Here is a 25,535-nt window from a genome sequence, read left to right as displayed (position 1 = left end):
CCTATGTCCTGGCTCCAAGTTCGCCTTTCTATTACCCCTGAATTAGCCACTAAATGGGAAGATCGCCTGCTCGAAGTAGGTGCTGTTTCAGTGACCTTTATTGACGGCGCTGATCAACCCATCTATGAGCCTGATCTTGGCACTACCCCTCTCTGGCAACATACACACTTATTAGCACTGTTCGAACAACCGGCTACCGAGCAACAAGTGACAGCTTTATTAGCTTTATATGGTGAGACTGTCCCAACCCTAGCCTTTGAAGAAATTGAAGATCAAGACTGGGAGCGCAGCTGGATGGATGAGTTTCATCCGATGCAGTTTGGCCAGCGCTTATGGATCGTTCCTAGCTGGCATGAAGCCCCTGACCCAAGCGCAGTTAATATTTTATTAGACCCAGGGCTGGCCTTTGGTACTGGCACCCACCCTACCACCTCCTTGTGTTTACAATGGTTAGATGGTGAGCCGTTAACCGGCCAACAAATATTGGACTTTGGCTGTGGCTCTGGAATTTTAGCAATTGCTGGCTTATTGCTCGGCGCCACACAAGCAGTGGGCACCGATATTGATAGCCAAGCCCTTGAAGCTAGCCGTGATAATGCCAAGCGCAACCAAATTGCTGATAGCGCCTTTGAACTCTACTTGCCAGAAGCCATGCCAACACGACACTTTGATACCGTCGTGGCTAATATTCTAGCCGGCCCTTTAGTCAGTTTAGCGCCGGTGATCAGCAGCTATACCCGCCCTGGCAGCCGCTTGGCCTTATCTGGTATTTTGGCCGAACAAGCCGCAGAAGTGCGCGCGGCGTACGCCGAGCTATTTGAGCTGGATCCCACCATCGAACAAGAGGGCTGGGTGCTAATTTCAGGTACACGCAAAGTCTAATAATAGATCGCAATCCTCCCTGTCCTAAAGGACGGGGACTCCCTCTAAAAACGACCATGCTCGATCACAAGAATGCTCTTAGCCGCGCTCACACCATCCGAATCGGCAGATGCCAGCGGTATGCCTAGCACCCCCCTAGTACATACTGCGATAAAACTGCTTTATATAGAGCAAGAGGCCATGTAGTAGCAGATAAGCTTTTATTAAGCCTAAACAAACTGCTCATTTTTCAGCCAAACTGACTTTATAAAAGCCGACAAAACGGGTATGATGCCGTCTCTTTTTACCCAGTACCCCCCTTTACTCCCCCGATTACATAGGCTTATTAAATGTCAAAGCTACATATTGGTCCCTATATGTTGGCTAGCCGCTTAATTTTAGCGCCTATGGCAGGTGTCAGCGATCGACCTTTTCGCCAGCTGTGCCGCCAGTGGGGAGCAGGAATGGTGGTGGCCGAAATGCTTACCAGTGATACCTCTTTGTGGGATAGTCGAAAATCGAGTCTACGCTTGATTCGCCCTGATGACCCCGAGCCACGCGCAGTCCAAATTGCCGGCAATGATCCGGCAATGATGGCCCATGCCGCGCAGCAATGTGTAGCAATCGGTGCGCAAATTATTGATATCAATATGGGTTGCCCTGCAAAAAAGGTGTGTAATAAAGCCGCCGGCTCTGCCTTAATGCAAGATGAGTTATTAGTGGCAGATATTTTAACTGCGGTGGTCAACGCCGTAACAGTACCGGTCACATTAAAAATCAGAACCGGCTGGGACGAAAACCATAAAAATGCTCCTCAAATCGCCAAAATCGCCGAAGACGCGGGGATCAGTGCATTAGCCATCCATGGCCGTACCCGTAATCAGCTGTACAAAGGCTGTGCTGAATACGACACTATTGCCTTAGTGAAACAGCAGCGAAAAATTCCGATATTGGCGAATGGTGATATTGATAGCCCAGAAAAAGCACACTATGTTTTAGCTTACACCCAAGCTGATGGCTTACTGATTGGTCGAGCAGCCCAAGGTAAACCTTGGTTATTTCAGCAGATTAATCACTATTTACGCACTGGCCAGCTGGCCCCTGCCTTAGCTTTATCTAAGGTAGAACAAACGGTTTTACAACACCTCACCGAATTGCATCAGTTTTACGGTGAGCACTTAGGATTACGCATTGCCCGTAAACATGTGCAATGGTACTTAGCTGACTACCCCGAAGCTAAAGCCTTTAGATCCCACTTTAATCAGCTGGAGTGCCCGCAGGCGCAATCTGCGCAGGTGCAAGACTTCTTTCAAACGCTTTATGCTCAAGGTTTAAAGGTAGCGGCATGACATTACACAACACGAACTTTGATAGCGAGACAACTTCGGTGACCGATACAATTTCCACTGCCCCTCACACCGTTTCCAATAACATCACCTTACGTGAGTGCGTTGAAAGCACTATGCGCGACTACTTTATGCATTTAGAAGGCGCCGACGTAACAGATGTATACAACTTGGTACTCAACGAAGTAGAGGCGCCGCTGTTAGCCACCGTAATGGAATATGTTGCTGGCAACCAAACCAAAGCCTCGGAAGTGCTGGGGTTAAACCGCGGCACGCTGCGTAAAAAACTTAAGCAACATAACTTACTGTAAGTCTTGTTAAGTGCATCTTTTTCTTTTACTGCTCTGAAGCAGCGTAACTATTAGGACTATCCATGACAGACCAAACCACTCGTCTACCTGTACGTCGCGCCCTGATCAGCGTGTCTGATAAAACAGGTATCGTTGAGTTTGCCCAGCAACTCAGCGCCCTTGGCGTAGAAATTCTTTCCACTGGCGGCACCTACAAATTGCTTAAAGATAATCAGGTGCCAGCAATTGAAGTGGCAGACTACACCGGCTTCCCAGAAATGATGGATGGCCGGGTTAAAACACTGCACCCAAAAATTCATGGGGGTATTTTAGGGCGTCGCGATAAAGACACAGCGGTTATGGCTGAGCATGGCATTACCCCAATTGATTTAGTTGCCGTTAACCTTTATCCGTTTGCTGCCACCGTAGCTAACCCCGATTGCGATCTAGCCAATGCCATTGAAAATATTGATATTGGCGGCCCAACCATGGTTCGCAGTGCAGCTAAAAACCACAAGGACGTAGCCATTGTGGTCAATGCAGCCAACTACGCGGGGATTATCGATAGCCTTAAACAAGGCGGATTAACCTACGCCGAGCGCTTTAACTTAGCCCTACAGGCCTTTGAGCACACTGCCAGTTACGACGGCATGATTGCCAACTACCTTGGCACCATTGATCAAAGCGCCGAGCAACTCAGCACCGAGCAGCGCAGCGACTTCCCTAACACCTTTAATACCCAGTTTATTAAAGCCCAGGACATGCGTTACGGCGAAAACCCGCACCAGCAGGCGGCTTTCTATGTTGAAGCCAACTCCATTGAAGCATCGGTCGCTAGTGCCAAACAATTACAAGGTAAAGCGCTGTCCTTCAATAACGTTGCCGATACGGATGCAGCGTTAGAGTGCGTCAAAAGCTTTACTAAACCGGCTTGCGTCATTGTTAAGCACGCTAACCCATGCGGTGTAGCAGTTGTTCCAGAGGCTGATGGCGGTATCCGTAAAGCCTATGATCTCGCCTATGCCACTGATAGCGAGTCAGCCTTTGGCGGGATTATTGCCTTTAACCGCGAACTAGATGGCGATACTGCCCAGGCCATTGTCGAGCGTCAGTTTGTGGAAGTGATTATCGCTCCAAAAATTTCAGCTGCAGCGCGCGCAGTGGTAGCCGCTAAAGCTAACGTGCGTCTGCTTGAGTGCGGTGAATGGCCAGCAGAACGTGCAGCTGGCTGGGACTTCAAACGAGTTAACGGCGGCTTATTAGTCCAAAGCCGTGACATCGGCATGATTACCGTCGACGACTTAAAAATCGTTACCCAGCGCGCGCCCAGCGAAGCTGAAATCCATGACCTGATTTTTGCTTGGAAAGTGGCCAAGTTCGTTAAATCTAACGCCATTGTCTATGCTAAAAACCGCCAAACCATCGGCGTTGGCGCAGGCCAAATGAGCCGTGTCAACTCCGCGCGTATCGCTGGAATTAAAGCTGAACACGCCGGCCTTGAAGTGCCAGGCGCTGTGATGGCCTCCGATGCGTTCTTCCCGTTCCGGGATGGCATTGATAATGCCGCTAAAGCAGGTATTCGAGCAGTCATTCAGCCAGGTGGCTCAATGCGTGACGAGGAAGTGATTGCTGCTGCTGATGAAGCCGGCATCGCTATGGTCTTTACTGGCATGCGCCACTTCCGCCATTAATTTTGGAGTTTAATTGATGAATATTCTAATTATTGGTAATGGCGGGCGCGAACATGCACTCGCTTGGAAAGCCGCGCAAGATCAACGCGTGACTAAAGTATTCGTAGCTCCCGGTAACGCCGGTACCGCCACTGAGCCTAAGTGCGAAAACGTAGCAATTGATGTGTTAGCCATTGAACAGCTGGCTGACTTTGCTGCAGCTAACCAAGTGGCCTTAACCATTGTTGGCCCGGAAGCCCCCTTGGTAGCAGGTGTGGTGGATTTATTCCGCGAACGCAATCTGCCAATCTACGGCCCAACGGCTAAAGCTGCTCAGTTGGAAGGCTCCAAAGCGTTCACCAAAGACTTTTTAGCTCGTCACAATATCCCTACTGCAGATTATGCTAACTTCACCCAAGTCGATGAAGCACTGACCTATGTCCGCAAAAAAGGCGCGCCGATTGTAGTGAAAGCCGACGGTTTGGCTGCTGGTAAAGGCGTAATCGTCGCCATGACCCTGCAAGAAGCAGAAGACGCCATTACCGATATGCTCTCCGGCAATGCCTTTGGTGATGCCGGCTCGCGCGTGGTAATTGAAGACTTTTTAGACGGTGAAGAAGCCAGTTTTATCGTCATGGTCGACGGCGAAAACGTACTGCCAATGGCTACTAGCCAAGACCACAAACGAGTTGGCGATGGCGATACCGGCCCTAACACTGGCGGTATGGGTGCTTATTCTCCTGCACCTGTAGTGACGGCTGACGTACATCAGCGGGTAATGGATGAAATCATCTACCCAACCGTGCGCGGCATGGCTGCTGAAGGCAACGTTTACACTGGCTTTTTGTATGCGGGCTTGATGATTGATCAATCCGGTGCTCCAAAAATTATCGAATACAACTGTCGCTTCGGTGATCCTGAAACCCAACCTATTTTACTGCGCCTTGAGTCCAGTATTATTCTCTTGATTGAAGCGGCACTGGCCAAAGCCTTAGATAAGGTAGAAGCGCAGTGGGATCCGCGCCCAAGTCTAGGGGTGGTGATTGCAGCTGGCGGCTATCCTGCGGATTACCGTAAAGGTGATGTCATCACGGGCTTAGAGCAAGCAGCACAACTGCCAGGCAAGGTGTTTCATGCCGGCACTCAGTTAGTAGATCAGCAGGTGACCGTAAACGGTGGTCGGGTGCTCTGTGCCACCGCACTTGGTGAGACGGTTGCCGAAGCACAGGCCAATGCTTATAAGCTGGCGGAAACAATTCACTGGCCAGACTCGTTCTATCGTAAAGATATTGGCTATCGAGCCATTGAGCGTGAGCAACAATAAGCTTCCGAGCCTCAAGAGCCATCTCTAGATGGCTCTTTTTTTATCTAGTAAAGCACATTAAGCTCTGTTATTAGTTACAGCAAATGTACTGAGTCAAACTTTTACCTTTTTCCGGTTAGCTTAGCTATGACTTATCATCGTCACACCATTGGTTTTTATGGGGTCACATTGCTTTGCAGTGCATTGTACTTGCTGCTGCTAACTCCTGAGTTAATTACATTTAATAGTATTAGTAGTTTCGAGCTGCCCGATGAGCGCTTAAACTCAGTCACTTTTCAAGAAATACTCTCTAACAACCCTTTGCTTAAAGGATTCCTATTAGGTAGTGGAGCAATTTTAATTGCTTACAATTTAACCAGATTAATTATAACGCGCAACCTACAATATACGTGGCTTCTGCTAATTCAGCTCATGCAGATTATTTTCTTACTGAGTTTAAGCGATACCTTCTCCTTCTGGCAATACCACTCCTTGCAGGGATACAGTTATTACTTCCACTTTCCTGCAATTATTATTTTTACTTTATCTCAACTATTAACAGTACATATTACACATAACAAAAGAGGCTTTAACCAGCCTAGCAAACACCTGATAAGCCATTTAATATTGACTGCATCACTTGCTATTTTAATGCTTTTGAGTGAGCACTCGCTTATTAGCACACTTAGCTTTTTACTGCTTTCCTGTTTTACACTGTATCCAGCAGTTTTATTTATAGTTCATGCTGTGAGTAAACCTTATCCTCCTGCTTTCTTATTAGCAAGCGGCTTGCTGATGCTGAACCTGCCCCTACTACTCAGCTGGCCTCTGTTAAGTACGCCGATTAGCAATACATTAAATATATTAATTTTAACTTCACTGATTAGTATTCCCTTTACAGGCTATCTACTCAGTTTAGCGCTCACCTCCCATGAAGAAAACATCATTATTAAGCGTTATAAAAGGCTACAACAGAATGATATGCAAAAAACCTATAAAAAAGCACAGTCTGATCTATTAGCACAAATTAGCCATGAAGTGAGAACTCCAATGAATGGAGTACTTGGCATGACTGGCCTACTTTTAGAAACGCCTTTATCTATAAAACAACGTGATTATGTATCAGGCATTAATCGTGCAGGCAATGAACTACTGTCCCTTATTAATGGCGTACTCGATATCTCTCATGCTCAATCCAATCAAATAGAACTGCATTTAGCCCAATTTGAACTAAATGCATTAATCAGCGATTGCCTAGAAGCTTTCACTAATCAAGCCCATGAACAACAAGTAGAGCTCGTAAGTTTTATTCAACCACAGGTTCCGCGCCTTGCCCATGGTGATCCTATGCGTTTACGTCAAGTGATCTTAAGCTTACTAAATAGTGCATTCCGGCGCACACAACAAGCAGAAATAATTGTTACTGTCACTATTAAAAATGATGACACTCTCTGTGTCAGTGTACAAAACTACGGTGAGCCCCTAGGAAAAAAAGAACAAGACTTACTTAACCAATTCTCCACGTCAGCGACTCCTCAGTTAACACAGGATACAGTCCGTAAACATCTAGGAGTAGCGATTGCGAGCTACCTTACACGCCTTATGCAAGGCAGTCTAAACTATACACAAGATCGACAAAGCTCCACACTTACACTTGTCGCTCCATTACTTTTTGTACCTAATAAAATTAGTGAAAACTCAATGCTAGACCTACTTAATGATCAAGCAGTTTTAATTGTTGAGCCTAATTTAGTCTGCAGGCAGATTTTAGTACAACACTGTCAAGAATGGGGTATGAATGTATTTAGTAGTGCGACTGCATTAGAAGCATTAGCTATTTTACGGACTCAGGCCAATCTTCAACAAAAAATTCATGTGTTGCTAATTACAAAAGAACTAACAGACTTAACAGGTCTAGAGTTAGCTGTTCGTATACAAGAAGAAGAAGACTTAGCACATGAGTGCAGGCTCATACTCTTAAGCAATAGCTCACCCAACACTATTGATGCTCGCAATGCAGGAATTAACTATATTTTATTAAAACCTATTAGCCATTACACTCTAAAGGCAACATTGGCTGATGCTTTTGCTCACCAAAAATCTTATAAAAGCACACTACAACAAAAGTTACCAAGCCGTGAAGCTATGCGAGTACTTGTGGTAGAGGATAATGCTATTTCAACTAAAGTTATCTCTGGGTTACTAAAAAAACTTAATATAAAATGTGATAGTGCTAGTAGCGGCGAGCAAGCGCTTAGTCAATTAAAAAGTAAACCCTATGACTTAGTTCTTATGGATTGCCAAATGCCTACGCTAGATGGCTTTAAAACGACCGAGTTATGGCGTGCCTATGAGCGCAAACATAACTTAAAAATGCTACCTATCATCGCCTTAACTGCTCATGTTTTAGATGAGTATAAAGAGCAAGCGCTTGCCAGTGGAATGAATGGGCACCTAGCTAAGCCTGTTGACTTTAACCAATTAACTCAGTTAATTCGTAACTACTCAAACTAAGACTTATTAAGCATTACGGCGCTGCAGCCAAGCCACTAAAATACCGCTACCAATGATAATGGCCACCCCGCCCCAAGCCAATAAGTCCGGCGACTGATCAAAAGCAAATACACCAATCAACGCGGCAAAAATAATCTGCCCGTAAGTGAAAGGCGCTAAGGTTGCCGCTGACGCATATTTAAGCGCAATGGTTAGCAGCATATGCGCGACCATGCCAAGGGCTCCTAAAATCAGTAAAAACAACAGATCCCAACCTGCGGGCTGCACTTCGACGCTAACAAAAGGCATTATCACGGTTAAAGCAATGGTGCCAATTAGCCCCGATAAAAAGTTACTAGTGACCGTATGATCAAAAGAAGCCAAACGTCTCGCAATCAGCTGATAACTACCAAAACAAAACGAAGCCGCGACCGGCATTAAAATAGCCCAAGTAAATAATGCCCCACCTGGCCTTACCACCAAGAGCACACCGCACAAACCAATCACGACAGCCACCCACTGCCCGAGCGAAATCTGCTCCTTTAAAAAAATTGCCGATAACACCGTAACAATCAAAGGCGCTAAAAACATTACCGCAGTTGCTTCAGCTAGCGGGATATAGCGCAGACCACCAATAAACAAACCGCTAATACCCAGCAAGCACAGGCCACGCAGCAGTTGTAGCCAAGGCCGCTTAGTACGCACTAAATCGAGCTTCATCTTGGGCCCAAACAAGATAATCATCAGCACTGTCTGGACCGTATAACGCAGCCAAACCACGAGCGCTAAAGGATAAATGGCCGTTAAATACTTAGAAAAACCATCATGGGTCGCCAGCAAGGCACCCGCGCACAAAATAAATAAAATGCCTATTACAGGGTTATTCATGAAAATTCCATGTTGAGTGTATTAGTTAGCAAGCTAACTATAATAGCGGAAACTTTGTTAAATTGCAGGCTATCGCTTAGCCGCTGCTAGCTTTCAGCCCTGACTAGTCAGCGGCTACAACTCATTAGTCGTAATCTGGGTAATGATTAGCCAGTGATTCGAAACGTGTGTATTGGCCTAAGAATGCTAGACGCACCGTACCAATGGGACCATTTCGTTGCTTACCGATAATAATCTCTGCCACCCCTTTATGCTCTGTTTCAGGGTGGTACACCTCGTCGCGATAAACAAACATAATCACGTCAGCATCCTGCTCAATCGCCCCTGACTCACGCAAGTCTGAGTTAACTGGACGCTTGTTAGGCCGCTGCTCTAAGGCGCGGTTAAGCTGGGACAGCGCCACCACTGGGCAATCAAACTCTTTGGCTAACGCTTTTAAGGAGCGAGAAATCTCTGAGATTTCATTGGTCCGGTTATCACCACTGCTTCCAGCAATTTGCATCAACTGCAGATAGTCAATCATGATCAAGCCTATCTCACCATGCTCCCGAGCTAAGCGGCGCGTACGGGCACGCATTTCTGATGGGCTAATACCTGCTGTATCATCGATAAACAGCTTTTTATTCTGAATTTTACTTACTGCTACTCCTAAACGATCCCACTCATCACCTTCTAGCTGCCCAGTACGGACTTTAGTTTGGTTAATTTTTCCTAACGAGGAAATCATCCGCATCATCAGTGATTCAGCCGGCATTTCTAACGAGTACACAATCACTGCTTTGTCGCTTTCTAATAACGCATTTTCGACTAGATTCATAGCAAAGGTGGTTTTACCCATGGAAGGACGCCCCGCCACAATAATTAAATCACCTTTTTGCAGGCCACTGGTTTTATCATTAAGGTCATTAAAACCGGTTGTCAGTCCAGTTAAGCCGCCTTTCGACTGACGCAAAGTATCAATCGTATTCAGCGTGCTGCTTAACAGTTCGCTAACGCCAATAGCCCCACCCACTTTGGGCCGCGACTCAGCAATTTGGAAAATTTTACGCTCAGCTTCATCCAAAATTTCGTTACCGGCCCGCCCTTTAGGCAAGTAGGCACTATCGGCAATCTCACCACTGATCTTAATCAGTTCGCGCAGCGTGGCCCGCTCACGAATAATCTCTGAGTAGGCACGAATATTAGCAACCGAGGGGGTATTAGTAACAAGCTCGCCCAAATAAGCTAGGCCACCAATTTTTTCTAGCTCACCACTGACTTCTAAATCATCAGCCAAAGTCACCATATCAAAGGGGCTATTTTTTTCTGCCAGTCGCTCAATCGCACGAAAAATTAAACGATGATCGTAACGATAAAAATCACCGGCTGAAACCAAGTCTAAAACCCGCTCCCAAGCATTATTATTTTGCATCAAACCACCAAGCACGGCTTGCTCGGCTTCAATTGAGTGAGGTGGGGTTTTCAGAGCACTGGTTTCTAAATCCAATGGGACAGAAAGCGTATCTTGCTGCATAAATAGGCTACCTAAGGTCATAAATGACTTAAAAATCATCAGCTATTTTTAAATCATCTAGTGTAACGAAGAATCTGTAGAAACAACAAAGGGCACACTTTCTAAGAAAATGTGCCCTTTGCGGTTAATCTTGCAAACAATTAGTGAACTAATTAGCCTGCAACAACGATTAACTTAATGGTTGCTTCAACATCAGTGTGCAAGTTCAACGTAACGTCGTACTCACCGGTCTGACGGATAGTACCATTTGGTAAACGAACTTCGCTCTTCACTACTTCAACACCTGACGCAGTTAATGCATCAGCGATGTCTTGAGTACCGATAGAACCAAATAGTTTACCTTCCTCACCGGTATTCGCAGTGATAGTAACTTCTAACTCATTGAGCTGAGCTGCACGAGCTTCAGCAGCAGCACGCTTTTCAGCAGCTGCTTTTTCTAATTCAGCGCGACGCGCTTCAAACGCAGCAACGTTTTCAGCGGTAGCTGGGGTTGCTTTACCTTGTGGTAACAAGAAGTTACGGCCGTAACCAGCCTTAACATTTACTTTGTCACCTAGGTCGCCCAAATTAGCAACTTTTTCTAACAGGATGACTTCCATTTGAGTCTTACCTCTTTAGTTTCAACTTTCACCGTTCGCCTGGCGCTAACGTGAACGCACCCGACGAAAATCAAACAGGCTATCGCCCAAGGCTAAAATTACCAGCAAGGGATAAACAAACTGCATAAACAAAAACAGCACGATGTAAAACGTCACTAAAGCAAACTTACTTAAGCCACGTTTTGCTACCCAGCCATGGATCAAGGCCACACCTGCAAAGGCTAATGGCACACTACATAGTGGCGTCAGCATCGCTGCAGCCACACCCATATTGGGAGCAAAAAACATCGCCAGCACTAATGGAATGGCAAACTTAGGTGACAATCGAAATGACCTAAATTCAGCAGCAAATCCACCCGGATTGTACAGTGCAGCTTGCCAATAACGCGCTAACGTTAACGACAGCACCGACACCCACAACATTACCGTAGCAAAGAGTCCAGTTAATACCGGAATAATTAAGCTAGTTAAATGTTGCTGCTCAGTCGCTGATAGCTGCTCGTACATCCCACCCAGCATTTGTGGCATAAACTCAGAAAGCTTAGCCGCTAACTGCTCAATGGGCTCAGGGTAAACCCCTGCAAGCAACACCGCGCCTACTGTTCCCGCTACCAGTCCAGCACCTAATGCGGCGCCTAGCGATACCGTTTGTCGCAACACATAGGCCATCAATAAGCTGATGACATACACCGCGATAGCCCGTGGGTCACCCACACTAGCCCAAACTACACCTGGCAAAGCCCCCCATAACACTATTTGAGCAGCTTGCTGGAGACCGCGTCGCATTAACACTAAACTTGCAGCAGCTGCACCTAACCAAAACAACATAGGTGCAGCCATCATCAACACAATTATAATAATTGCGTGCATGCGACTTCGCATTACTAGTTCTGCAAAAGCGCGCATGTTTATCCTTACCTAATCTAACCTAGTATCAACGGCCGTGGCTGTCGGTGTAGGGCAGCAGAGCCAAGTAACGCGCGCGCTTAATAGCGGTTGCTAGTTGACGCTGATATTTTGCTTTAGTACCAGTGATACGGCTAGGAACAATCTTGCCAGTTTCAGATACATAAGCTTTTAAAGTATTTAGATCTTTGTAATCGATCTCGGTCACGCCTTCAGCTGTAAAACGGCAGAACTTGCGACGACGGAAAAAACGTGCCATGACTGTGGCTCCTCAATAGACTCGGGAATTACTCGTCAGCGTCTTCTTCGCTGTCGTCTTCGCTGTCATCTTCATCATCAGCGTTGTCGGCAGTTTCAGGACGCTCACGGCGCTCACGACGCTCATTACGGCTTTCTTCAGCTTTTAGCATTTCAGATTGCTCTGTAACGGCTTCGTCACGACGAATAATTAGGTTACGCAATACAGCATCATTGTAGCGGAAGCTATCTTCTAGCTCGGCTAATGCAGCTGCGCTGCACTCTACGTTTAATAAAATGTAGTGTGCTTTGTGTAAGTCATCGATTGGGTAAGCCAGTTGACGACGACCCCAGTCTTCTAGACGGTGAACTTTACCACCATCTTCTTCGATCAGCTTGGTATAACGCTCTACCATGCCACCGACTTGTTCGCTCTGATCTGGGTGGACCAGAAATACAATTTCGTAATGACGCATAGTTGCTCCTTACGGATGAAGCCTGCTGGACCCTCCAGTCAGGCAAGGAGAGATAAACTCGTTAAATTTGCCACCTGTAAAAACGCATTTTTAGCAAGTTGCAAGGCGCAAAATTATACGCGCAGTCGACTTAACAAGCAAGCCTTGCTATTGATGACGTTGGCGCTGAGCTTCAAATAAACACACCCCAGTGGCCACCGAAACGTTAAGACTACTGACGCTGCCAGCCATTGGTAGTTTAACTAAAAAGTCGCAGTGCTCGCGAGTTAAGCGGCGCATACCCTTACCTTCAGCGCCCATCACCAGCACTTTATTGCCTGTTAAGTCTTGCTGATAGAGAGTTTGTTCAGCTTCACCAGCAGTACCCACCACCCAAAAACCTTGTTGGCGCAGCTTTTCTAAGGTGCGTGCAAGATTAGTTACACTGACTAGCGGCATCACTTCTGCCGCGCCGCAGGCCACTTTACGCACCGTAGCATTTAACGTTGCCGACTTATCTTTAGGCACAATCACTGCCAGCACTCCGGCTGCATCAGCAGTACGAATACAAGCGCCAAGGTTATGTGGATCAGTTACCCCGTCCAACACTAAGAGCAAAGCAGGCGTTTCTTGCTGTTCAAGCAAGGTTTCCAGCATTTGCTCACTCCATACCTGACTTGGGCTTACCCACGCCATCACGCCTTGATGCACCACATCTCCTGCTTGCTCATCAATCTCTTGACGGCTGCACTGCTGCGTTGCGACTCGCTCATTTCTTGCTAGCTGCAAAATCGCTTGTACGCCTTGCTCATTACGCCCCTCAGCAATCAGCAGCTGCTTGACCCGCTTAGGGTGATGGCGCAACAAAGCTTCCACTGCATGGATGCCGTAAATCTTTTCTAAATCACTCATGAATTCATCACTTACTCTGTTTTTTAACCGGACGCTTACGCACGCCTCGCTTGTCATTAGCCGGACTACCTGATTGCTCTTTAGCTCCAGATTTAGTGCTCGGCTTACGCGTTAACACTTCCGACTTCACCGCCTTACGATCTTTTACCACTATTTTTTGCTTCGCAGGTTTAGCGCGTACCTTTGCACTAGGCTGTGCAGGCTCTGAGGCCACCGATGTATTACGCTTAGGCTGAGTTTTTGCTTTACTGGCGCTGGTTACTTCAGTCATTTCAAAGTCGATCTTGCGCTCATCAACATCCACCCGTGCTACCTGCACATTAATCGCATCACCTAATCTAAAGCTGCGCCCCGTACGCTCGCCGGTTAATCGGTGATACAAGGGATCAAACTGATAGTAATCACCCGGTAACGCGGTGATATGCACCAATCCTTCTACGTAAATATCTTGCAGCTCAACAAATAAGCCAAAGCCTGTCACCGCAGTTACAATCCCGGCAAAGCTGTCACCGACTCGATCCAGCATGTATTCGCATTTTAACCAGTTCATCACGTCCCGCGTAGCCTCGTCGGCGCGCCGCTCAGTGGCGGAAACATGCTCACCAATACCGTCTAGCTGAGCATCATCGTACGGGTAAATGGTGGCTTTAACTAAGCTGCTGGCACCGACCCGTTGCACATGCTCACTGGCTCGCCGCGAGCGGATCACACTACGCACTGCACGGTGATTAATTAAATCTGCATAGCGCCGAATCGGCGAAGTAAAGTGGGTATAAGCTTCGTAATTTAGGCCAAAGTGGCCTAAGCAATCGGGGCGATAATCGGCCTGACTTAGCGAACGCAACATCACAGTTTGGATCAACTGAAAGTCCGCACGGCCTTGAATTTTCTCAAGCAGCGCTAAGTAATCTTTAGGTGTAGGTGCCCCTTTACCTTTATTAAGCTCTAAACCCAAGGTGCCTAAAAAGCCTCGGAGCTTTTCTAGCTTTTCCTCCGGCGGACTATCATGCACCCGATATAAGCCAGGCAGCTTATGATCTTGTAAAAAGTTAGCCATCGCCACGTTCGCACACAGCATGCATTCTTCAATCAAGCGGTGAGCATGATTACGCTCGGTCGGGACGATTTGTTGAATTTTCCGATCATCACCAAAAATGATGCGTGTTTCGCGAGTATCAAAGTCAATCGCTCCACGCACCTGACGCTGCTTAATCAATGCTTTATACAGTGCATACAGCTGCGTCACAGGCTCCACAGCCACTGCATGCTGTTGCACAAACTGCGCTGCCTCAGCAGAACGTGGCCGCTCCAAGAAATGACTCACTTCGGTATAGGTCAAGCGGGCCTGAGACTGAATCACCGCTTCATAGAACTGATAATCCAGCATTTTTCCGGCCCGTGAAATAGCCACCTCACAGACAATCGCCAAACGATCCACCAAGGGGTTCAGTGAGCATAAGCCATTAGATAATACCTCTGGCAGCATAGGGATCACTTGCTCTGGGAAATAGACCGAGTTACCTCGTTCCTGGGCCTCTTTATCTAGCGCCGAGTCAAGCTTAACGTAATGCGAGACATCAGCAATGGCCACATATAAAGTCCAGCCACCGCCTGCCGCGCGTCCATCATCAGCACGCGCCTCACAGTACACTGCATCATCAAAATCTCGGGCATCCTCACCATCAATTGTCACTAACGGCAAATGGCGCAAGTCCACACGCTTGGCGATATCGCGCGCGCTCACCTGATCTTTAAACTTACGAATTTCTGCCAACACCGCCTTCGGCCACTCATGTGGAATATCGTAATTGCGCAAAGCCACTTCAATTTCCATGCCTGGCGCCATGTAATCGCCTAATACCTCAGTCACATTTCCTTGAGCTTGGAATCGAGAGGTTGGCCAGTGTGTAATTTCCACCTCAACTAATTGCCCAACCTCTGCTTGATTGCTGCGGCCTGGGCTAATCAGAATTTCTTGCTGCATGCGGCTATTGTCTGGCACTACAAAGCCAATGCCATTCTCTTCGTTATAACGCCCGACCAACGTACTATGCGCTCGTTGCACCACTTCAGCAATCGCCCCTTCTCGGCGACCTTTACGATCAACACCCACTACTCGGGCTAACGCTCGATCTCCATCAAATACGAGGCGCATCTGAGTAGGGCTTAAAAATAAATCTTCCCCTTCTTCATCGGGGATTAAAAAGCCAAAGCCATCTCGGTGGCCACTCACTCGGCCCAACACTAAATCTAATTTATCTACCGGCGCATAGGCACCACGACGGGTATAGACCACTTGCGCATCACGTTCCATCGCACGTAAGCGACGGCGCAAGGCTTCAATATCTTCTTCACTGGTTAAACCAAACTCAGCGCATAACTGTTCACGGTTTGCCGGCGCACCACGATCAGCTAGATGCTGTAAAATTAATTCCCGACTAGGAATAGGGTTTTCGTATTTTTCCGCTTCACGCGCGGCCTCTGGATCCAGAGTTTGCCAATCGGCTTTCAAATTATATTCACCTTTCATGTAAAAGCGCCTAGCCCTGCTAAGCGTTATGTTTTTGTTATTAAGCCACAATCAGACCCTAGTTAACTGAATAAATTGCTTTACTGCAGTTTTTTATCAGAAAAGGGTTTACAAAGTGCTGTTGCAGAATTATATTGTGCGCCGTTCAAGTTACAACTTAAAGTAATGAACAAGCCCAGGTGGTGAAATTGGTAGACACGCTAGCTTCAGGTGCTAGTGACCTTACGGTCGTGGAAGTTCGAGTCTTCTCCTGGGCACCATTCCAACAATGCAACATCACGCAACACACCCCTCACACAGCTAAAGCCAAGCAAAATAAAGCATTAAGCTCAGACCATCGATCTGTACACCTGTTTGAGTTAAGCTCTATCACCCAAAGTATCTTAAAAGACTTCAACCGCGACTTTAGTCTCCTTTCGAAAGGCTGCCCCTAGCGCAACCACCTCATCCAATTACTGAACTTTAAGCTATTTTTTACTGCCGTAACACAATGAAATCTTTTCAAACTGCTGAAGAGAAAGCTTATGACTTATGCAAAACTACGTAAAGCATTAGTTTTTATTAGTATTAAAACTTCGGGACCTCATACACAAAAGTGCGAGCTACAAGAAGTAGCCGCCTACCGCTTAGCAAATGGAGAAATTACTAGCCAGTTATGGTTACTGAGTTACTCTAAACCTGAGCAATTAACAGAAATAGCAGCTTTCTTAGATGAGCATATTGTAGTATCTCTACATGGCCGCTGGGTATCTAGCTTTCTCAAAAATAGCTTTAAGCCTCTAGCTCTTAACTGTCGCTTTAGCGTGTTATGCCTTACTAAATTATTTAGAAAACTAGAGCAAGTCCCACCCAAGCTACTCTCTAATGCAACCTGTGAACAACGCGCACTTGCACTACTGCAATGCTGGCAAAAATTACAAAATACACTACCCAATCAACTAGTTGAAGACTCACTGGTAATGATTAGGCAATCTAGCATTCCTCCTGCTTTACAGGATTTAGACTGGAGCAATATGTACGATAGTTTTGGTGTTTACCTGATTTATGGTATTAATCAACTCCCCATCTACATCGGTAAAAGCAATAACGTTAAAAAACGTTTACGCGCCCACTTCTCTAGTGATCATCGACTAGCCAAAGAAATGACCTTAAGCTTGCAGGCAAAACGCATAGAAATAATTAAATGCCAAGGAGAGTTGGATGCTCTATTGACCGAAGCTCGCCTAATTAAAGCTTTAAAACCTACGCTTAACCGAAGACTGCGCTCCAGTAAGTGCTTATTTAGCTGGGCATTAGAAGCATCACCCGATTACTATAAATTACATCTAGTCAGCCACACACCCACTAACAACTCTGCAACGTTTCTTGGTTTTTATGGGTTATTTAACACTAAGCGTGAAGCAACTCAAGCACTGAAAAAAACATTATTGAATACCGGTCTCTGTCAACAAACTCTAGGTCTAACTAGCGGCCAACTAGGTAACCCTTGCTTTGATCGACAGCTAAAACGCTGTCAAGGAGCATGTATTGGTGCTCATGCCGCGAATGAATTTAATCAGCAACTGCTAAAATCTTTAGCAAAACTTCCAAACTTAGATTGGCCTTTTACTGGAGGAGCAGTAATTGCAGAACAAGCAATCTTACATGTAGTGAAAGAGTGGCGCTATATGGGAAGCGCTAGCACACTCATAGAAGCACGAACTCTTGCACAACTTCCACTGCCTAGTTTAGATAAAGATACTTTCAAAATCTTATTGGATGCTAAAGATCTGCTAACGCCTCTAACTCCCGCATAGCGTTTAACGAGATTACGAATAGATTAAATCGCTCCTGCAATCTCTCAGCCAACTTCACACAGCCATAATTAACTGCTCAGTTATAATACAGCCCTCTTTGAAAGCGGATTATTTTCATATACTGCTGACAATAAATACAAGCTTTTACTCCAGTTGCTGGAGCGGATTTTCGTCCGCTCCCATACAATATTAGTCAGAGCTCTTACTGTATTTACAGCCTAGATATTTAACAAGCTAGAAAGTAAGTCCATAACTTATATTTTCTCTAAAAGCACTAGGTAAACCTTTAAGCCAAAAATAAACACAACTTACGAACCGAGAATCAAACTAGTCTCTAAAATTATTAAATTGCAGCGGCAAACCAAAGGACTCGCCACGTAAAAATGCGATCACTTCTTGTAAATCATCGCGCTTTTTACCTGTAACCCGCACCTGCTCACCCTGAATCGCTGCTTGCACCTTTAGCTTGGCTTCTTTGATCCGCGCCACAATTTTTTTAGCCATTTCTTTATCAATCCCCTCTTTCATGGTGACTTCTTGTTTCATCACCTTGCCTGAGGCGTAGGCTTCTTTGACTTCCATGCAGTCAATATCAATTTTACGCTTAGTTAGCGCCAGCTTAATAATTTCTACCAGTTGATCCAGCATAAAATCGGCATCTGCAGTCAGAGTGGCGGTTTTATCTTTAAACTCAATTTGTGCTTTATCTTTAAGGTCGTAACGGCGCTCAAGCTCTTTAGCAGCATTGTCCATTGCGTTTTGTAGTTCGTGTTTATCTAGTTCAGAAACAATATCAAACGAAGGCATAGCCCCTCCTCAATCCATCTTTAATGCGTTGTGCTGACCGAGCCACTCCAGCGAGCTGCTGACAGCGGTGCAGGTTTGCGTCATTATAGCCAACTCTCTGGCTTTAGGGGTGCAAAGCACTAGCTGGCTTTAATTATGAATACTGGCGTTTCCACCATCCATTGGCATATTTTAGGGGCCGGCAGCTTGGGCTGCTTATGGGCGGCCCGCCTCGCACAAGTAAAGCAGTCGGTGCATCTTATTTTACGCTCAGCTGAACGACTGCAAGCATTTCCAGGCCAAGTGCAATTAACCACCCAGCACACTTGCCAGTCACTCGCCCTCACAGCGGAGCTAGCTGATACAAGCCAAACGCCTATCACCCACTTAATTGTGGCCTGCAAAGCGTACGATGCATTAACTGCAATTGATTCAATTGCTTCACGCTTAGCGGAAAATGCCTGTATTATTTTGCTGCAAAATGGCTTAGGCAGCCAACAAGCAATCATTCAGCGTTATTCCAAGCAGCGCATAATAGCCGCCTCAACCACCGATGGCGCTTATCTAACCGCCCCCTTTCAAGTGACTTGGGCAGGGCAAGGCTTAACTCAACTAGGCGATTTAAACCACTTAGGGCAAGCAGCCCCACACTGGCTTGAGCTTTGGCAAGTAGCCGGGATTCATAATCAATGGAATCCCCAAATTTGGCACGCCCTGTGGCTTAAATTAGCAGTTAACTGTGCGATTAATCCGTTAACTGTTTTACATCAGTGCCGCAATGGTGAGCTACGTCAACAGGCTAGCCAAGTGAACGCCTTGATTCCTGAACTAACCCTACTGCTTAAACAAGCTGAGGTGCCGCTGCAACCCAATCAACTGCACCAGTTGATTTGGCAAGTAATTGAGCAAACCGCCAACAATACCTCCTCGATGCTGCAAGATGTACAACAACAACGCCCAACAGAAGCCGAGTTTATTACTGGCTTTGCCTGCCATTATGCCCGCAGCCAACAGCTTGCCGCACCCCACCTCAACGCACTACATCATGCCTTAATTGAGCAACTGGCATATTAGCTATACTCTATTTATCCCTTAGGAGTACACCATGGGCTATCGTTTAAGTAAAATATATACGCGTACGGGCGATAACGGAGACACTGGGCTAGCCGATGGACGCCGCGTGGCGAAAAACCATGCACGGATAGAGGCAATCGGTGAAGTAGATACACTTAACTGCCATTTAGGTTTGCTGTTGGCGGAATTATCGACAACCCACAGCACTCACCCAGCACTTACTGGAGTCAGTGCCGATTTAAGTCTATGCCAACATCGATTATTTGATCTCGGCGGCGAACTGGCCATGCCTGAGTATCAGGCGCTAGACAGCCATGAAATTCAGCGGATTGAGCAGTTGATTGATCACTGGAATAGCGAAGTAGGTCCACTGACTGATTTTATTTTACCCGGTGGCTCTATTGCTATCGCCCAAGCCCATTTATGTCGCAGCGCCGCTCGTAGTGCTGAACGGCGCGCAATCACCCTGCACCAACTCGAACCCTTGCGCAGTGAGCTATTAATTTACCTGAACCGCCTCTCTGACTTATTATTTGTCGCCGCTCGAGTGATCGCTAAACGTCAAACCATTAGCGAGGTGCTATGGCAGGCAGCGCCAGCGCCTAATAAGTCATAAAGCGTTAGGCCAAAACCCGCGAATAGCCGCAATCCCTTGGCCGCCAGCGATCAAAACTTCTGCTTGTTGAGTCGGCGCTAAACCGCCTAACCAATACACCGGACAATTCGCTTGAGCAGTTAAATGAGTGGCCTGCGACCAGCCAAGGGCCGCTTGCTCAGGATGACTAGCCGTAGGGGCAACCGGTGATAAGGTAATAAAATCTACCTGCAACTGCTGTGCCTGCTCAACTTCTATTAAGTTATGACACGAAGCTGCCAGCCATCCTCCCGCTAAACTCGCACGCTGTGCTGGGGTTAATTGCAGCAATTCAGTAGCGGTTAAATGAAAACCTACGTTTGCCGAAGGCGCTATGGTGAGTTGCTCTGGGTGCTTTAGCATCCACTGTACCGTTGGCCAGCGCGCAATCACCTGCTGTGCCAATGCCTGATAATCGGCAATTGCCAAGCTCGGTGCTCGCAATTGAATTAAAGCCGCGCCCCGCTCAATCGCCACTGCCAACCCTTCTAACAATTGCGCCACAGGAAGATCAGGGGTAATCCAATACTGCCTCGGTAATTGTAATGCTCGTAGAATCGGTTGATTAGCCGCTGGAAACGAATAATCCTGTAGCTGGCTAGGTTCTACCCAGCGAATCGGCTGACCTTCTGCCCCCACAGCCTCACCTGTAAAGCCTGTTACCTGCCAGACCGCTAACACTACGGTCAAATCTGGATAGTGATAGCGCAAATTAATCAGCGGCTCACATTGCGTCACAGTGATCGATAATTCTTCATACAACTCACGCTTGAGTGCATCGATCGCCTCCTCGCCTGGATCCAACTTACCGCCCGGAAACTCCCATAATCCACCCTGATGCTTATTACTTGGCCTAAGTGCTAACAACACTTGCTGCTGCGCATTACGAATAACCCCGACTGCGACCTGTACTTCTGGCTTTGCCATTGCCTTTACCTATAGTGATCCAACAAAAAGGGCAGCTCAGCTGCCCTTAAGTTCAATGCTTTGCCTCACGCTTAGGAGCGATATTCAGCGTTAATTCGTACATACTCATGGGATAAGTCAGTGGTCCAGATAGTTTCATCACAACTCCCACGTCCCAGCTCAATACGAATGTCGATTTCTGCCTGCTGCATTACCGCCGCTCCTTGCTCCTCTAGATAACTAGCTGCTCGTCCACCGTCTTGCACGATCTGTACTTCGCCCAAATACACCTGCACAAGACTGGTATCCAAATTAGCTAAGCCTGCATAGCCAATAGCTGCCACAATCCGGCCCCAGTTAGGGTCTGAGGCAAAGAGCGCTGTTTTGATCAAAGGCGAGTGTGCCACTGCATAAGCTACATCTAAGCTTTCTTGCGCTGTAGCACCGCCATTCACTTGTACCGTTACAAACTTGGTAGCTCCCTCGCCATCACGCACAATAGCTTGCGCTAGTTGCTTGGCTACGCTAAAAATAGCCTCACGCAATTTATGATAAAGCGCGCCTTCCGCCTTTTCCAGAGTAGGCATCGCTGCTTGCCCTGTGGCCACCAAAATACAGGAGTCATTGGTTGAGGTATCACCATCAATGGTGATGCGGTTAAACGATTGATTAGTAGCATCCAGCAACATATTTTGCAAAATTGTCTGTGCAATCTTTGCATCAGTCGCAATATAACCCAGCATAGTCGCCATGTTTGGCCGAATCATGCCAGCACCTTTACTGATGCCGGTTACCGTTAGGGTGACACCTTCATGCTCAACTTGCAGACTCGCCCCTTTAGGCAACGTATCGGTGGTAAGAATTCCTTCAGCAGCCAGCGCCCAATTATCTTCTGTTAAATCAGCAATCGCCGCGGGCAAAGCCTGCTCTATCTTGTCGACTGGTAATGGCTCACCAATTACCCCAGTAGAAAATGGCAACACCTGCTCTAGACTACAGCCTACTTGACTAGCTAATGCCTGACAGACAGCATTAGCGGCAGCTAACCCTAGCTCACCAGTAGCCGCGTTAGCATTTCCAGTATTAGTCACTAGATACTGCACCGGCTGCTGCATACGTTGTTTTGCCAGCAGTACTGGAGCGGCGCAAAAAGCATTTTGGGTAAACACCCCAGCTACCGTTGAACCTGGCGCGCAACGCATTACCACAAGGTCACGACGTCCTACTTTTTTAATACCGGCACTTGCAACGCCTAACTCAAATCCTGGCACCGGATACAGTGTGCCTAAAGGTTTTAATCCCACCGCCATGACCAACCTCCTTCAAGGTTTTGGATAACGCCTACGTGTAAAATACGACTAATTTAAGATAAAAACGCCGCACTCGAAAACTTCGGTGCGGCGTCAAAAATCAACAGCTACGGCTTAATTAACTAATTTTACCGCAACAGTGTTTATACTTTTTGCCCGAACCGCAAGGACAGGCATCATTGCGCCCAACTTTCGGTCCATCACGCTCAACCCGCTGCAAACCTGCAGTCGCTTGCTCTTCTTCAGCCGACACTGGATTACCTGCTTCATCTAACTCTTGATGCTGATATTCCATCTGCTCTGCTAACGCAGCAGCCTGCTGGCGTAAACGTTCTTGCTCTTCTTCAGGATCTTCCATGCGCACTTTAACATGACTTAAAATACGTACGGAGTCACGCTTGATCGACTCAATTAAGTTCTGGAACAAGTTAAAAGATTCACGCTTGTACTCTTGTTTTGGGTTCTTCTGCGCGTAACCACGTAAGTGAATTCCCTGACGCAAATGATCCATGGTGGCTAAGTGATCTTTCCACAGATCATCAAGCACCCGTAATACAATCTGCTTTTCAAAGCCTCGCAGCGCTTCTTCACCTGCCAGCTGTTCTTTTTCACGATAAACCGCCACTAACTCAGCCTTAATCCGTTCAACTAAGGTCTCTTCATAGAGGCTGTTATCTTCGTCTAGCCACTGCTGAATCGGCAACTCAAGGGCAAAATCAGTTTTTAAGGCTTCTTCAAGGCCAGCAATATTCCACTGCTCAGGTAAAGATTGTGGCGGAATATGCTCAGCCACCGCTTCAGTTAACACCTGATCAGCGAACTCGGCCACGGTCTCTTTAATGGTATCAGCCTCTAATAAGCTATTGCGCATATGATAAATCACTTTACGCTGCTCATTAGCCACATCATCGTATTCAAGCAATTGCTTACGAATATCGAAGTTACGGCCCTCGACTTTACGCTGCGCTTTTTCAATGGCATTGGTCACCATCCGGTGCTCAATCGCCTCACCTGGCTTCATGCCTAAGGCTTTCATAAAATTTTTCACTCGATCCGAAGCAAAGATACGCATTAAGTTATCTTCTAAGGATAAGTAAAATCGGCTCGAACCGGGGTCACCTTGACGACCGGCACGACCACGTAATTGATTATCAATGCGGCGCGACTCATGGCGCTCGGTTGCAATGACATGCAAGCCACCGGCTTCAATTACTTTCTGATGACGGACCTGCCACTCTGCTTTAATCGCTTCGATTTGCGCTTCAGTTGGATTTTCAAGAGCAGCCGCTTCTACTTCCCAGTTACCGCCGAGCAAAATATCGGTGCCTCGACCCGCCATGTTGGTGGCAATAGTGACCGCGCCTGGGCGACCTGCTTGGGCAATAATTTCCGCCTCAGAGTCGTGGTGCTTAGCGTTAAGTACTTTATGTGCAATACCTTCGCGCTGCAGTACGCTGGAAACCAGTTCAGAGCTTTCAATTGAAGCGGTACCTACCAGTACCGGACGACCTTGTTTTTGGCAAGCCAAAATATCTTCAATAACAGCCTGATACTTTTCTTCTTGGGTTAAAAAGACTAAGTCGTTGTAATCAATCCGCGCAATCGGACGGTGCGTTGGAATCACCAAAACATCGAGGCCGTAAATCTGACGGAACTCAAAGGCTTCAGTATCGGCAGTCCCCGTCATTCCTGATAATTTGTTATAGAGGCGGAAATAGTTTTGGAAGGTGGTGGAAGCCATGGTCTGGCTTTCGGGCTGAATCTGCACCCCTTCTTTGGCTTCAATTGCTTGGTGTAAACCCTCAGATAAGCGGCGACCCTGCATAGTACGCCCAGTGTGCTCATCCACTAAAACAATTTGCCCATTTTGAATAATGTACTCAACGTTTTTATGAAACAGGGTGTGTGCCCGTAAACCAGCATAAACGTGGGCTAATAACCCCAAATTGCTCGGAGCATAGAGTGTTTCACCTTCAGGCAATAAACCACGTTTCACCAGCTCATCTTCAATAAACAAGTGGCCTGCCTCATTAAGCTCGACCTGACGGGTTTTCTCATCTAACGAGTAATGGCCTTCCTGGGTGACAACTCCTGGCTCTTCCTCTAAGTGACGCTGCAACAAAGGAATCAGCTCGTTCACCTGCTGATACAACACAGAGCTATCATCTGACTGACCAGAAATAATTAACGGCGTGCGCGCTTCATCAATCAGAATCGAGTCAACTTCATCAATCACCGCAAAATTCAATTCACGCTGGTATTTTTCTTCTAAGCTAAACGCCATGTTGTCGCGTAAATAGTCGAAACCAAATTCGTTGTTAGTTCCGTAAGTAATATCACAGGCATAAGCACTGCGTTTTTCTTGTGGATCCTGAAAAGGTAGTACCACCCCAACAGATAATCCTAAAAACTCATATAGTGGACGCATCCAGTTAGCATCACGGTGAGCTAGGTAATCGTTTACCGTGACTACGTGCACCCCTTTACCAGCTAAGGCGTTCAGATAAACGGCCAACGTCGCCACTAAGGTTTTACCTTCACCGGTACGCATCTCGGCAATCTTGCCTTCATGCAACGCCATACCACCAATCAACTGCACATCGAAGTGACGCATTCCCATCACCCGCTTGCCCGCCTCACGGCAGACAGCAAAGGCTTCTGGAAGGATTTTATTTAGCGTTTCACCTTGACTGAGGCGCTCGCGGAACTCAATCGTTTTTGCTTGTAATTGCTCATCCGATAAAGCCTGCATTTGCTCTTCGAGGGCATTTACTGAACGCACGGCTTTTTGCATGCGTTTCACATCGCGATCGTTTTTACTTCCAAAGACTTTTCTTAATAAAGGCGCAAACATATAAACAACACTTCCATAGTTGGAATGACGGCACGAAAGGCTAATTTCACCCGTGCAAAAAAGACCATTCTACCCTGAATTAACCTGAATGGCAGTAACTTGATGCATCCTACAATACATGGGGATTGATTGACTGTTTTCAAGGAGCTGCTGCAATTTCCTGCTAACGCTT

21 protein-coding genes and 1 tRNA gene are annotated in these 25,535 nt (G+C 46.8%); 10 read left to right on the top strand and 12 right to left on the bottom strand.

Going from position 1 to position 25,535, the window contains the following annotated elements:
- Positions 1 to 3: 3 nt before the first annotated feature.
- From prmA to AKN87_RS00465, 6 genes are all read left to right on the top strand, one after another.
- Complete coding sequence (gene prmA, locus AKN87_RS00490) at positions 4 to 882, top strand: 50S ribosomal protein L11 methyltransferase (protein WP_053102154.1); 879 nt, start codon at positions 4 to 6, stop codon at positions 880 to 882.
- A 329-nt stretch (positions 883 to 1,211) separates the two neighbouring features.
- On the top strand, positions 1,212 to 2,210 hold the full coding sequence (gene dusB, locus AKN87_RS00485; RefSeq protein ID WP_053101526.1) for a tRNA dihydrouridine synthase DusB: 999 nt from the start codon (positions 1,212 to 1,214) through the stop codon (positions 2,208 to 2,210).
- On the top strand, positions 2,207 to 2,518 hold the full coding sequence (gene fis / locus AKN87_RS00480; RefSeq protein WP_053101525.1) for a DNA-binding transcriptional regulator Fis: 312 nt from the start codon (positions 2,207 to 2,209) through the stop codon (positions 2,516 to 2,518). The genes dusB and fis overlap by 4 nt, the downstream gene beginning before the upstream one ends.
- Before the next feature lie 62 nt (positions 2,519 to 2,580).
- Positions 2,581 to 4,188 (top strand): bifunctional phosphoribosylaminoimidazolecarboxamide formyltransferase/IMP cyclohydrolase, encoded by a 1,608-nt coding sequence (purH, locus tag AKN87_RS00475; RefSeq protein ID WP_053102153.1) that lies wholly within the window; start codon positions 2,581 to 2,583, stop codon positions 4,186 to 4,188.
- A gap of 16 nt (positions 4,189 to 4,204) precedes the next feature.
- A complete protein-coding gene (gene purD, locus AKN87_RS00470; protein WP_053102152.1) occupies positions 4,205 to 5,491 on the top strand; it encodes a phosphoribosylamine--glycine ligase in 1,287 nt (428 codons plus the stop codon).
- 126 nt (positions 5,492 to 5,617) lie between these two features.
- The gene (locus AKN87_RS00465; RefSeq protein WP_053102151.1) at positions 5,618 to 7,984 is read left to right on the top strand and encodes a response regulator; all 2,367 of its coding nucleotides are present in this window, start codon (positions 5,618 to 5,620) and stop codon (positions 7,982 to 7,984) included.
- A 6-nt stretch (positions 7,985 to 7,990) separates the two neighbouring features.
- On the opposite strand, the gene AKN87_RS00460 is transcribed toward AKN87_RS00465, so the two are convergent.
- The 8 genes from AKN87_RS00460 to rnr all read right to left on the bottom strand — a co-directional run bounded on the left by AKN87_RS00460 (position 7,991) and on the right by rnr (position 16,003).
- A complete protein-coding gene (locus AKN87_RS00460; protein ID WP_053101521.1) occupies positions 7,991 to 8,851 on the bottom strand; it encodes a DMT family transporter in 861 nt (286 codons plus the stop codon).
- A gap of 124 nt (positions 8,852 to 8,975) precedes the next feature.
- Positions 8,976 to 10,364: a replicative DNA helicase gene (dnaB, locus tag AKN87_RS00455; RefSeq protein WP_053101520.1), complete on the bottom strand. Its 1,389-nt coding sequence runs from the start codon at positions 10,362 to 10,364 to the stop codon at positions 8,976 to 8,978.
- 152 nt (positions 10,365 to 10,516) lie between these two features.
- Complete coding sequence (gene rplI, locus AKN87_RS00450; RefSeq protein WP_053101519.1) at positions 10,517 to 10,963, bottom strand: 50S ribosomal protein L9; 447 nt, start codon at positions 10,961 to 10,963, stop codon at positions 10,517 to 10,519.
- A 45-nt stretch (positions 10,964 to 11,008) separates the two neighbouring features.
- Complete coding sequence (locus AKN87_RS00445) at positions 11,009 to 11,869, bottom strand: YybS family protein (protein ID WP_053102150.1); 861 nt, start codon at positions 11,867 to 11,869, stop codon at positions 11,009 to 11,011.
- A gap of 28 nt (positions 11,870 to 11,897) precedes the next feature.
- Entirely contained in the window at positions 11,898 to 12,128 is a 231-nt protein-coding gene (gene rpsR, locus AKN87_RS00440; protein WP_053101517.1) for a 30S ribosomal protein S18, read from the bottom strand.
- Positions 12,129 to 12,156: 28 nt separating this feature from the next.
- Positions 12,157 to 12,582, bottom strand: a complete 426-nt coding sequence (gene rpsF / locus AKN87_RS00435) for a 30S ribosomal protein S6 (protein ID WP_053101516.1) — start codon at positions 12,580 to 12,582, stop codon at positions 12,157 to 12,159.
- Positions 12,583 to 12,729: 147 nt separating this feature from the next.
- Positions 12,730 to 13,473, bottom strand: coding sequence for a 23S rRNA (guanosine(2251)-2'-O)-methyltransferase RlmB (gene rlmB, locus AKN87_RS00430; protein ID WP_053101515.1), 744 nt, complete (start codon positions 13,471 to 13,473; stop codon positions 12,730 to 12,732).
- Between the two features lie 7 nt (positions 13,474 to 13,480).
- The gene (gene rnr, locus AKN87_RS00425; protein ID WP_053102149.1) at positions 13,481 to 16,003 is read right to left on the bottom strand and encodes a ribonuclease R; all 2,523 of its coding nucleotides are present in this window, start codon (positions 16,001 to 16,003) and stop codon (positions 13,481 to 13,483) included.
- Between the two features lie 173 nt (positions 16,004 to 16,176).
- Here rnr and AKN87_RS00420 point away from each other — a divergent pair.
- A tRNA-Leu gene (locus AKN87_RS00420) sits at positions 16,177 to 16,263 on the top strand.
- A gap of 264 nt (positions 16,264 to 16,527) precedes the next feature.
- Positions 16,528 to 17,799 (top strand): GIY-YIG nuclease family protein, encoded by a 1,272-nt coding sequence (locus AKN87_RS00415; protein WP_053102148.1) that lies wholly within the window; start codon positions 16,528 to 16,530, stop codon positions 17,797 to 17,799.
- Positions 17,800 to 18,126: 327 nt separating this feature from the next.
- On the opposite strand, the gene AKN87_RS00410 is transcribed toward AKN87_RS00415, so the two are convergent.
- Positions 18,127 to 18,606, bottom strand: coding sequence for a YajQ family cyclic di-GMP-binding protein (locus AKN87_RS00410; protein ID WP_053101514.1), 480 nt, complete (start codon positions 18,604 to 18,606; stop codon positions 18,127 to 18,129).
- Positions 18,607 to 18,741: 135 nt separating this feature from the next.
- On the opposite strand from AKN87_RS00410, the gene AKN87_RS00405 reads away from it, so the two are divergent.
- Together AKN87_RS00405 and AKN87_RS00400 are read left to right on the top strand one after the other, a co-directional pair.
- Positions 18,742 to 19,659 carry a 2-dehydropantoate 2-reductase gene (locus AKN87_RS00405; protein ID WP_064496057.1) on the top strand — a complete coding sequence of 306 codons (918 nt, stop codon included), beginning with the start codon at positions 18,742 to 18,744 and terminating at the stop codon, positions 19,657 to 19,659.
- 31 nt (positions 19,660 to 19,690) lie between these two features.
- Positions 19,691 to 20,275 (top strand): cob(I)yrinic acid a,c-diamide adenosyltransferase, encoded by a 585-nt coding sequence (locus AKN87_RS00400; protein WP_053101512.1) that lies wholly within the window; start codon positions 19,691 to 19,693, stop codon positions 20,273 to 20,275.
- On the opposite strand, the gene AKN87_RS00395 is transcribed toward AKN87_RS00400, so the two are convergent.
- The 3 genes from AKN87_RS00395 to secA form a co-directional block, all read right to left on the bottom strand.
- Positions 20,270 to 21,220, bottom strand: a complete 951-nt coding sequence (locus AKN87_RS00395) for a Nudix family hydrolase (protein ID WP_053102147.1) — start codon at positions 21,218 to 21,220, stop codon at positions 20,270 to 20,272. The two genes, AKN87_RS00400 and AKN87_RS00395, sit on opposite strands and share 6 nt — an antisense overlap.
- Before the next feature lie 71 nt (positions 21,221 to 21,291).
- Positions 21,292 to 22,509 carry a bifunctional glutamate N-acetyltransferase/amino-acid acetyltransferase ArgJ gene (argJ, locus tag AKN87_RS00390; protein WP_053102146.1) on the bottom strand — a complete coding sequence of 406 codons (1,218 nt, stop codon included), beginning with the start codon at positions 22,507 to 22,509 and terminating at the stop codon, positions 21,292 to 21,294.
- A gap of 118 nt (positions 22,510 to 22,627) precedes the next feature.
- Complete coding sequence (secA, locus tag AKN87_RS00385) at positions 22,628 to 25,363, bottom strand: preprotein translocase subunit SecA (RefSeq protein ID WP_053102145.1); 2,736 nt, start codon at positions 25,361 to 25,363, stop codon at positions 22,628 to 22,630.
- Between the last annotated feature and the right edge of the window lie 172 nt (positions 25,364 to 25,535).

This window comes from Thiopseudomonas alkaliphila, from assembly GCF_001267175.1.
Taxonomy (GTDB): domain Bacteria; phylum Pseudomonadota; class Gammaproteobacteria; order Pseudomonadales; family Pseudomonadaceae; genus Oblitimonas; species Oblitimonas alkaliphila.
This window is presented reverse-complemented; position numbering and strand designations above follow the sequence as displayed.

Excerpts from the sequence above, each read along its gene's own strand:
- prmA (WP_053102154.1), top strand. The coding sequence starts at position 4 with ATGTCCTGGCTCCAAGTTCGCCTTTCTATTACCCCTGAATTAGCCACT.
- dusB (WP_053101526.1), top strand. The coding sequence starts at position 1,212 with ATGTCAAAGCTACATATTGGTCCCTATATGTTGGCTAGCCGCTTAATT.
- fis (WP_053101525.1), top strand. The coding sequence starts at position 2,207 with ATGACATTACACAACACGAACTTTGATAGCGAGACAACTTCGGTGACC.
- AKN87_RS00415 (WP_053102148.1), top strand. The coding sequence starts at position 16,528 with ATGACTTATGCAAAACTACGTAAAGCATTAGTTTTTATTAGTATTAAA.
- AKN87_RS00400 (WP_053101512.1), top strand. The coding sequence starts at position 19,691 with ATGGGCTATCGTTTAAGTAAAATATATACGCGTACGGGCGATAACGGA.
- dnaB (WP_053101520.1), bottom strand. The coding sequence starts at position 10,364 with ATGCAGCAAGATACGCTTTCTGTCCCATTGGATTTAGAAACCAGTGCT.
- argJ (WP_053102146.1), bottom strand. The coding sequence starts at position 22,509 with ATGGCGGTGGGATTAAAACCTTTAGGCACACTGTATCCGGTGCCAGGA.
- AKN87_RS00460 (WP_053101521.1), bottom strand. The coding sequence starts at position 8,851 with ATGAATAACCCTGTAATAGGCATTTTATTTATTTTGTGCGCGGGTGCC.
- rplI (WP_053101519.1), bottom strand. The coding sequence starts at position 10,963 with ATGGAAGTCATCCTGTTAGAAAAAGTTGCTAATTTGGGCGACCTAGGT.
- AKN87_RS00405 (WP_064496057.1), top strand. The coding sequence starts at position 18,742 with ATGAATACTGGCGTTTCCACCATCCATTGGCATATTTTAGGGGCCGGC.
- purH (WP_053102153.1), top strand. The coding sequence starts at position 2,581 with ATGACAGACCAAACCACTCGTCTACCTGTACGTCGCGCCCTGATCAGC.
- secA (WP_053102145.1), bottom strand. The coding sequence starts at position 25,363 with ATGTTTGCGCCTTTATTAAGAAAAGTCTTTGGAAGTAAAAACGATCGC.
- AKN87_RS00395 (WP_053102147.1), bottom strand. The coding sequence starts at position 21,220 with ATGGCAAAGCCAGAAGTACAGGTCGCAGTCGGGGTTATTCGTAATGCG.
- purD (WP_053102152.1), top strand. The coding sequence starts at position 4,205 with ATGAATATTCTAATTATTGGTAATGGCGGGCGCGAACATGCACTCGCT.
- AKN87_RS00410 (WP_053101514.1), bottom strand. The coding sequence starts at position 18,606 with ATGCCTTCGTTTGATATTGTTTCTGAACTAGATAAACACGAACTACAA.
- AKN87_RS00465 (WP_053102151.1), top strand. The coding sequence starts at position 5,618 with ATGACTTATCATCGTCACACCATTGGTTTTTATGGGGTCACATTGCTT.
- AKN87_RS00445 (WP_053102150.1), bottom strand. The coding sequence starts at position 11,869 with ATGCGCGCTTTTGCAGAACTAGTAATGCGAAGTCGCATGCACGCAATT.
- rpsR (WP_053101517.1), bottom strand. The coding sequence starts at position 12,128 with ATGGCACGTTTTTTCCGTCGTCGCAAGTTCTGCCGTTTTACAGCTGAA.
- rpsF (WP_053101516.1), bottom strand. The coding sequence starts at position 12,582 with ATGCGTCATTACGAAATTGTATTTCTGGTCCACCCAGATCAGAGCGAA.
- rlmB (WP_053101515.1), bottom strand. The coding sequence starts at position 13,473 with ATGAGTGATTTAGAAAAGATTTACGGCATCCATGCAGTGGAAGCTTTG.
- rnr (WP_053102149.1), bottom strand. The coding sequence starts at position 16,003 with ATGAAAGGTGAATATAATTTGAAAGCCGATTGGCAAACTCTGGATCCA.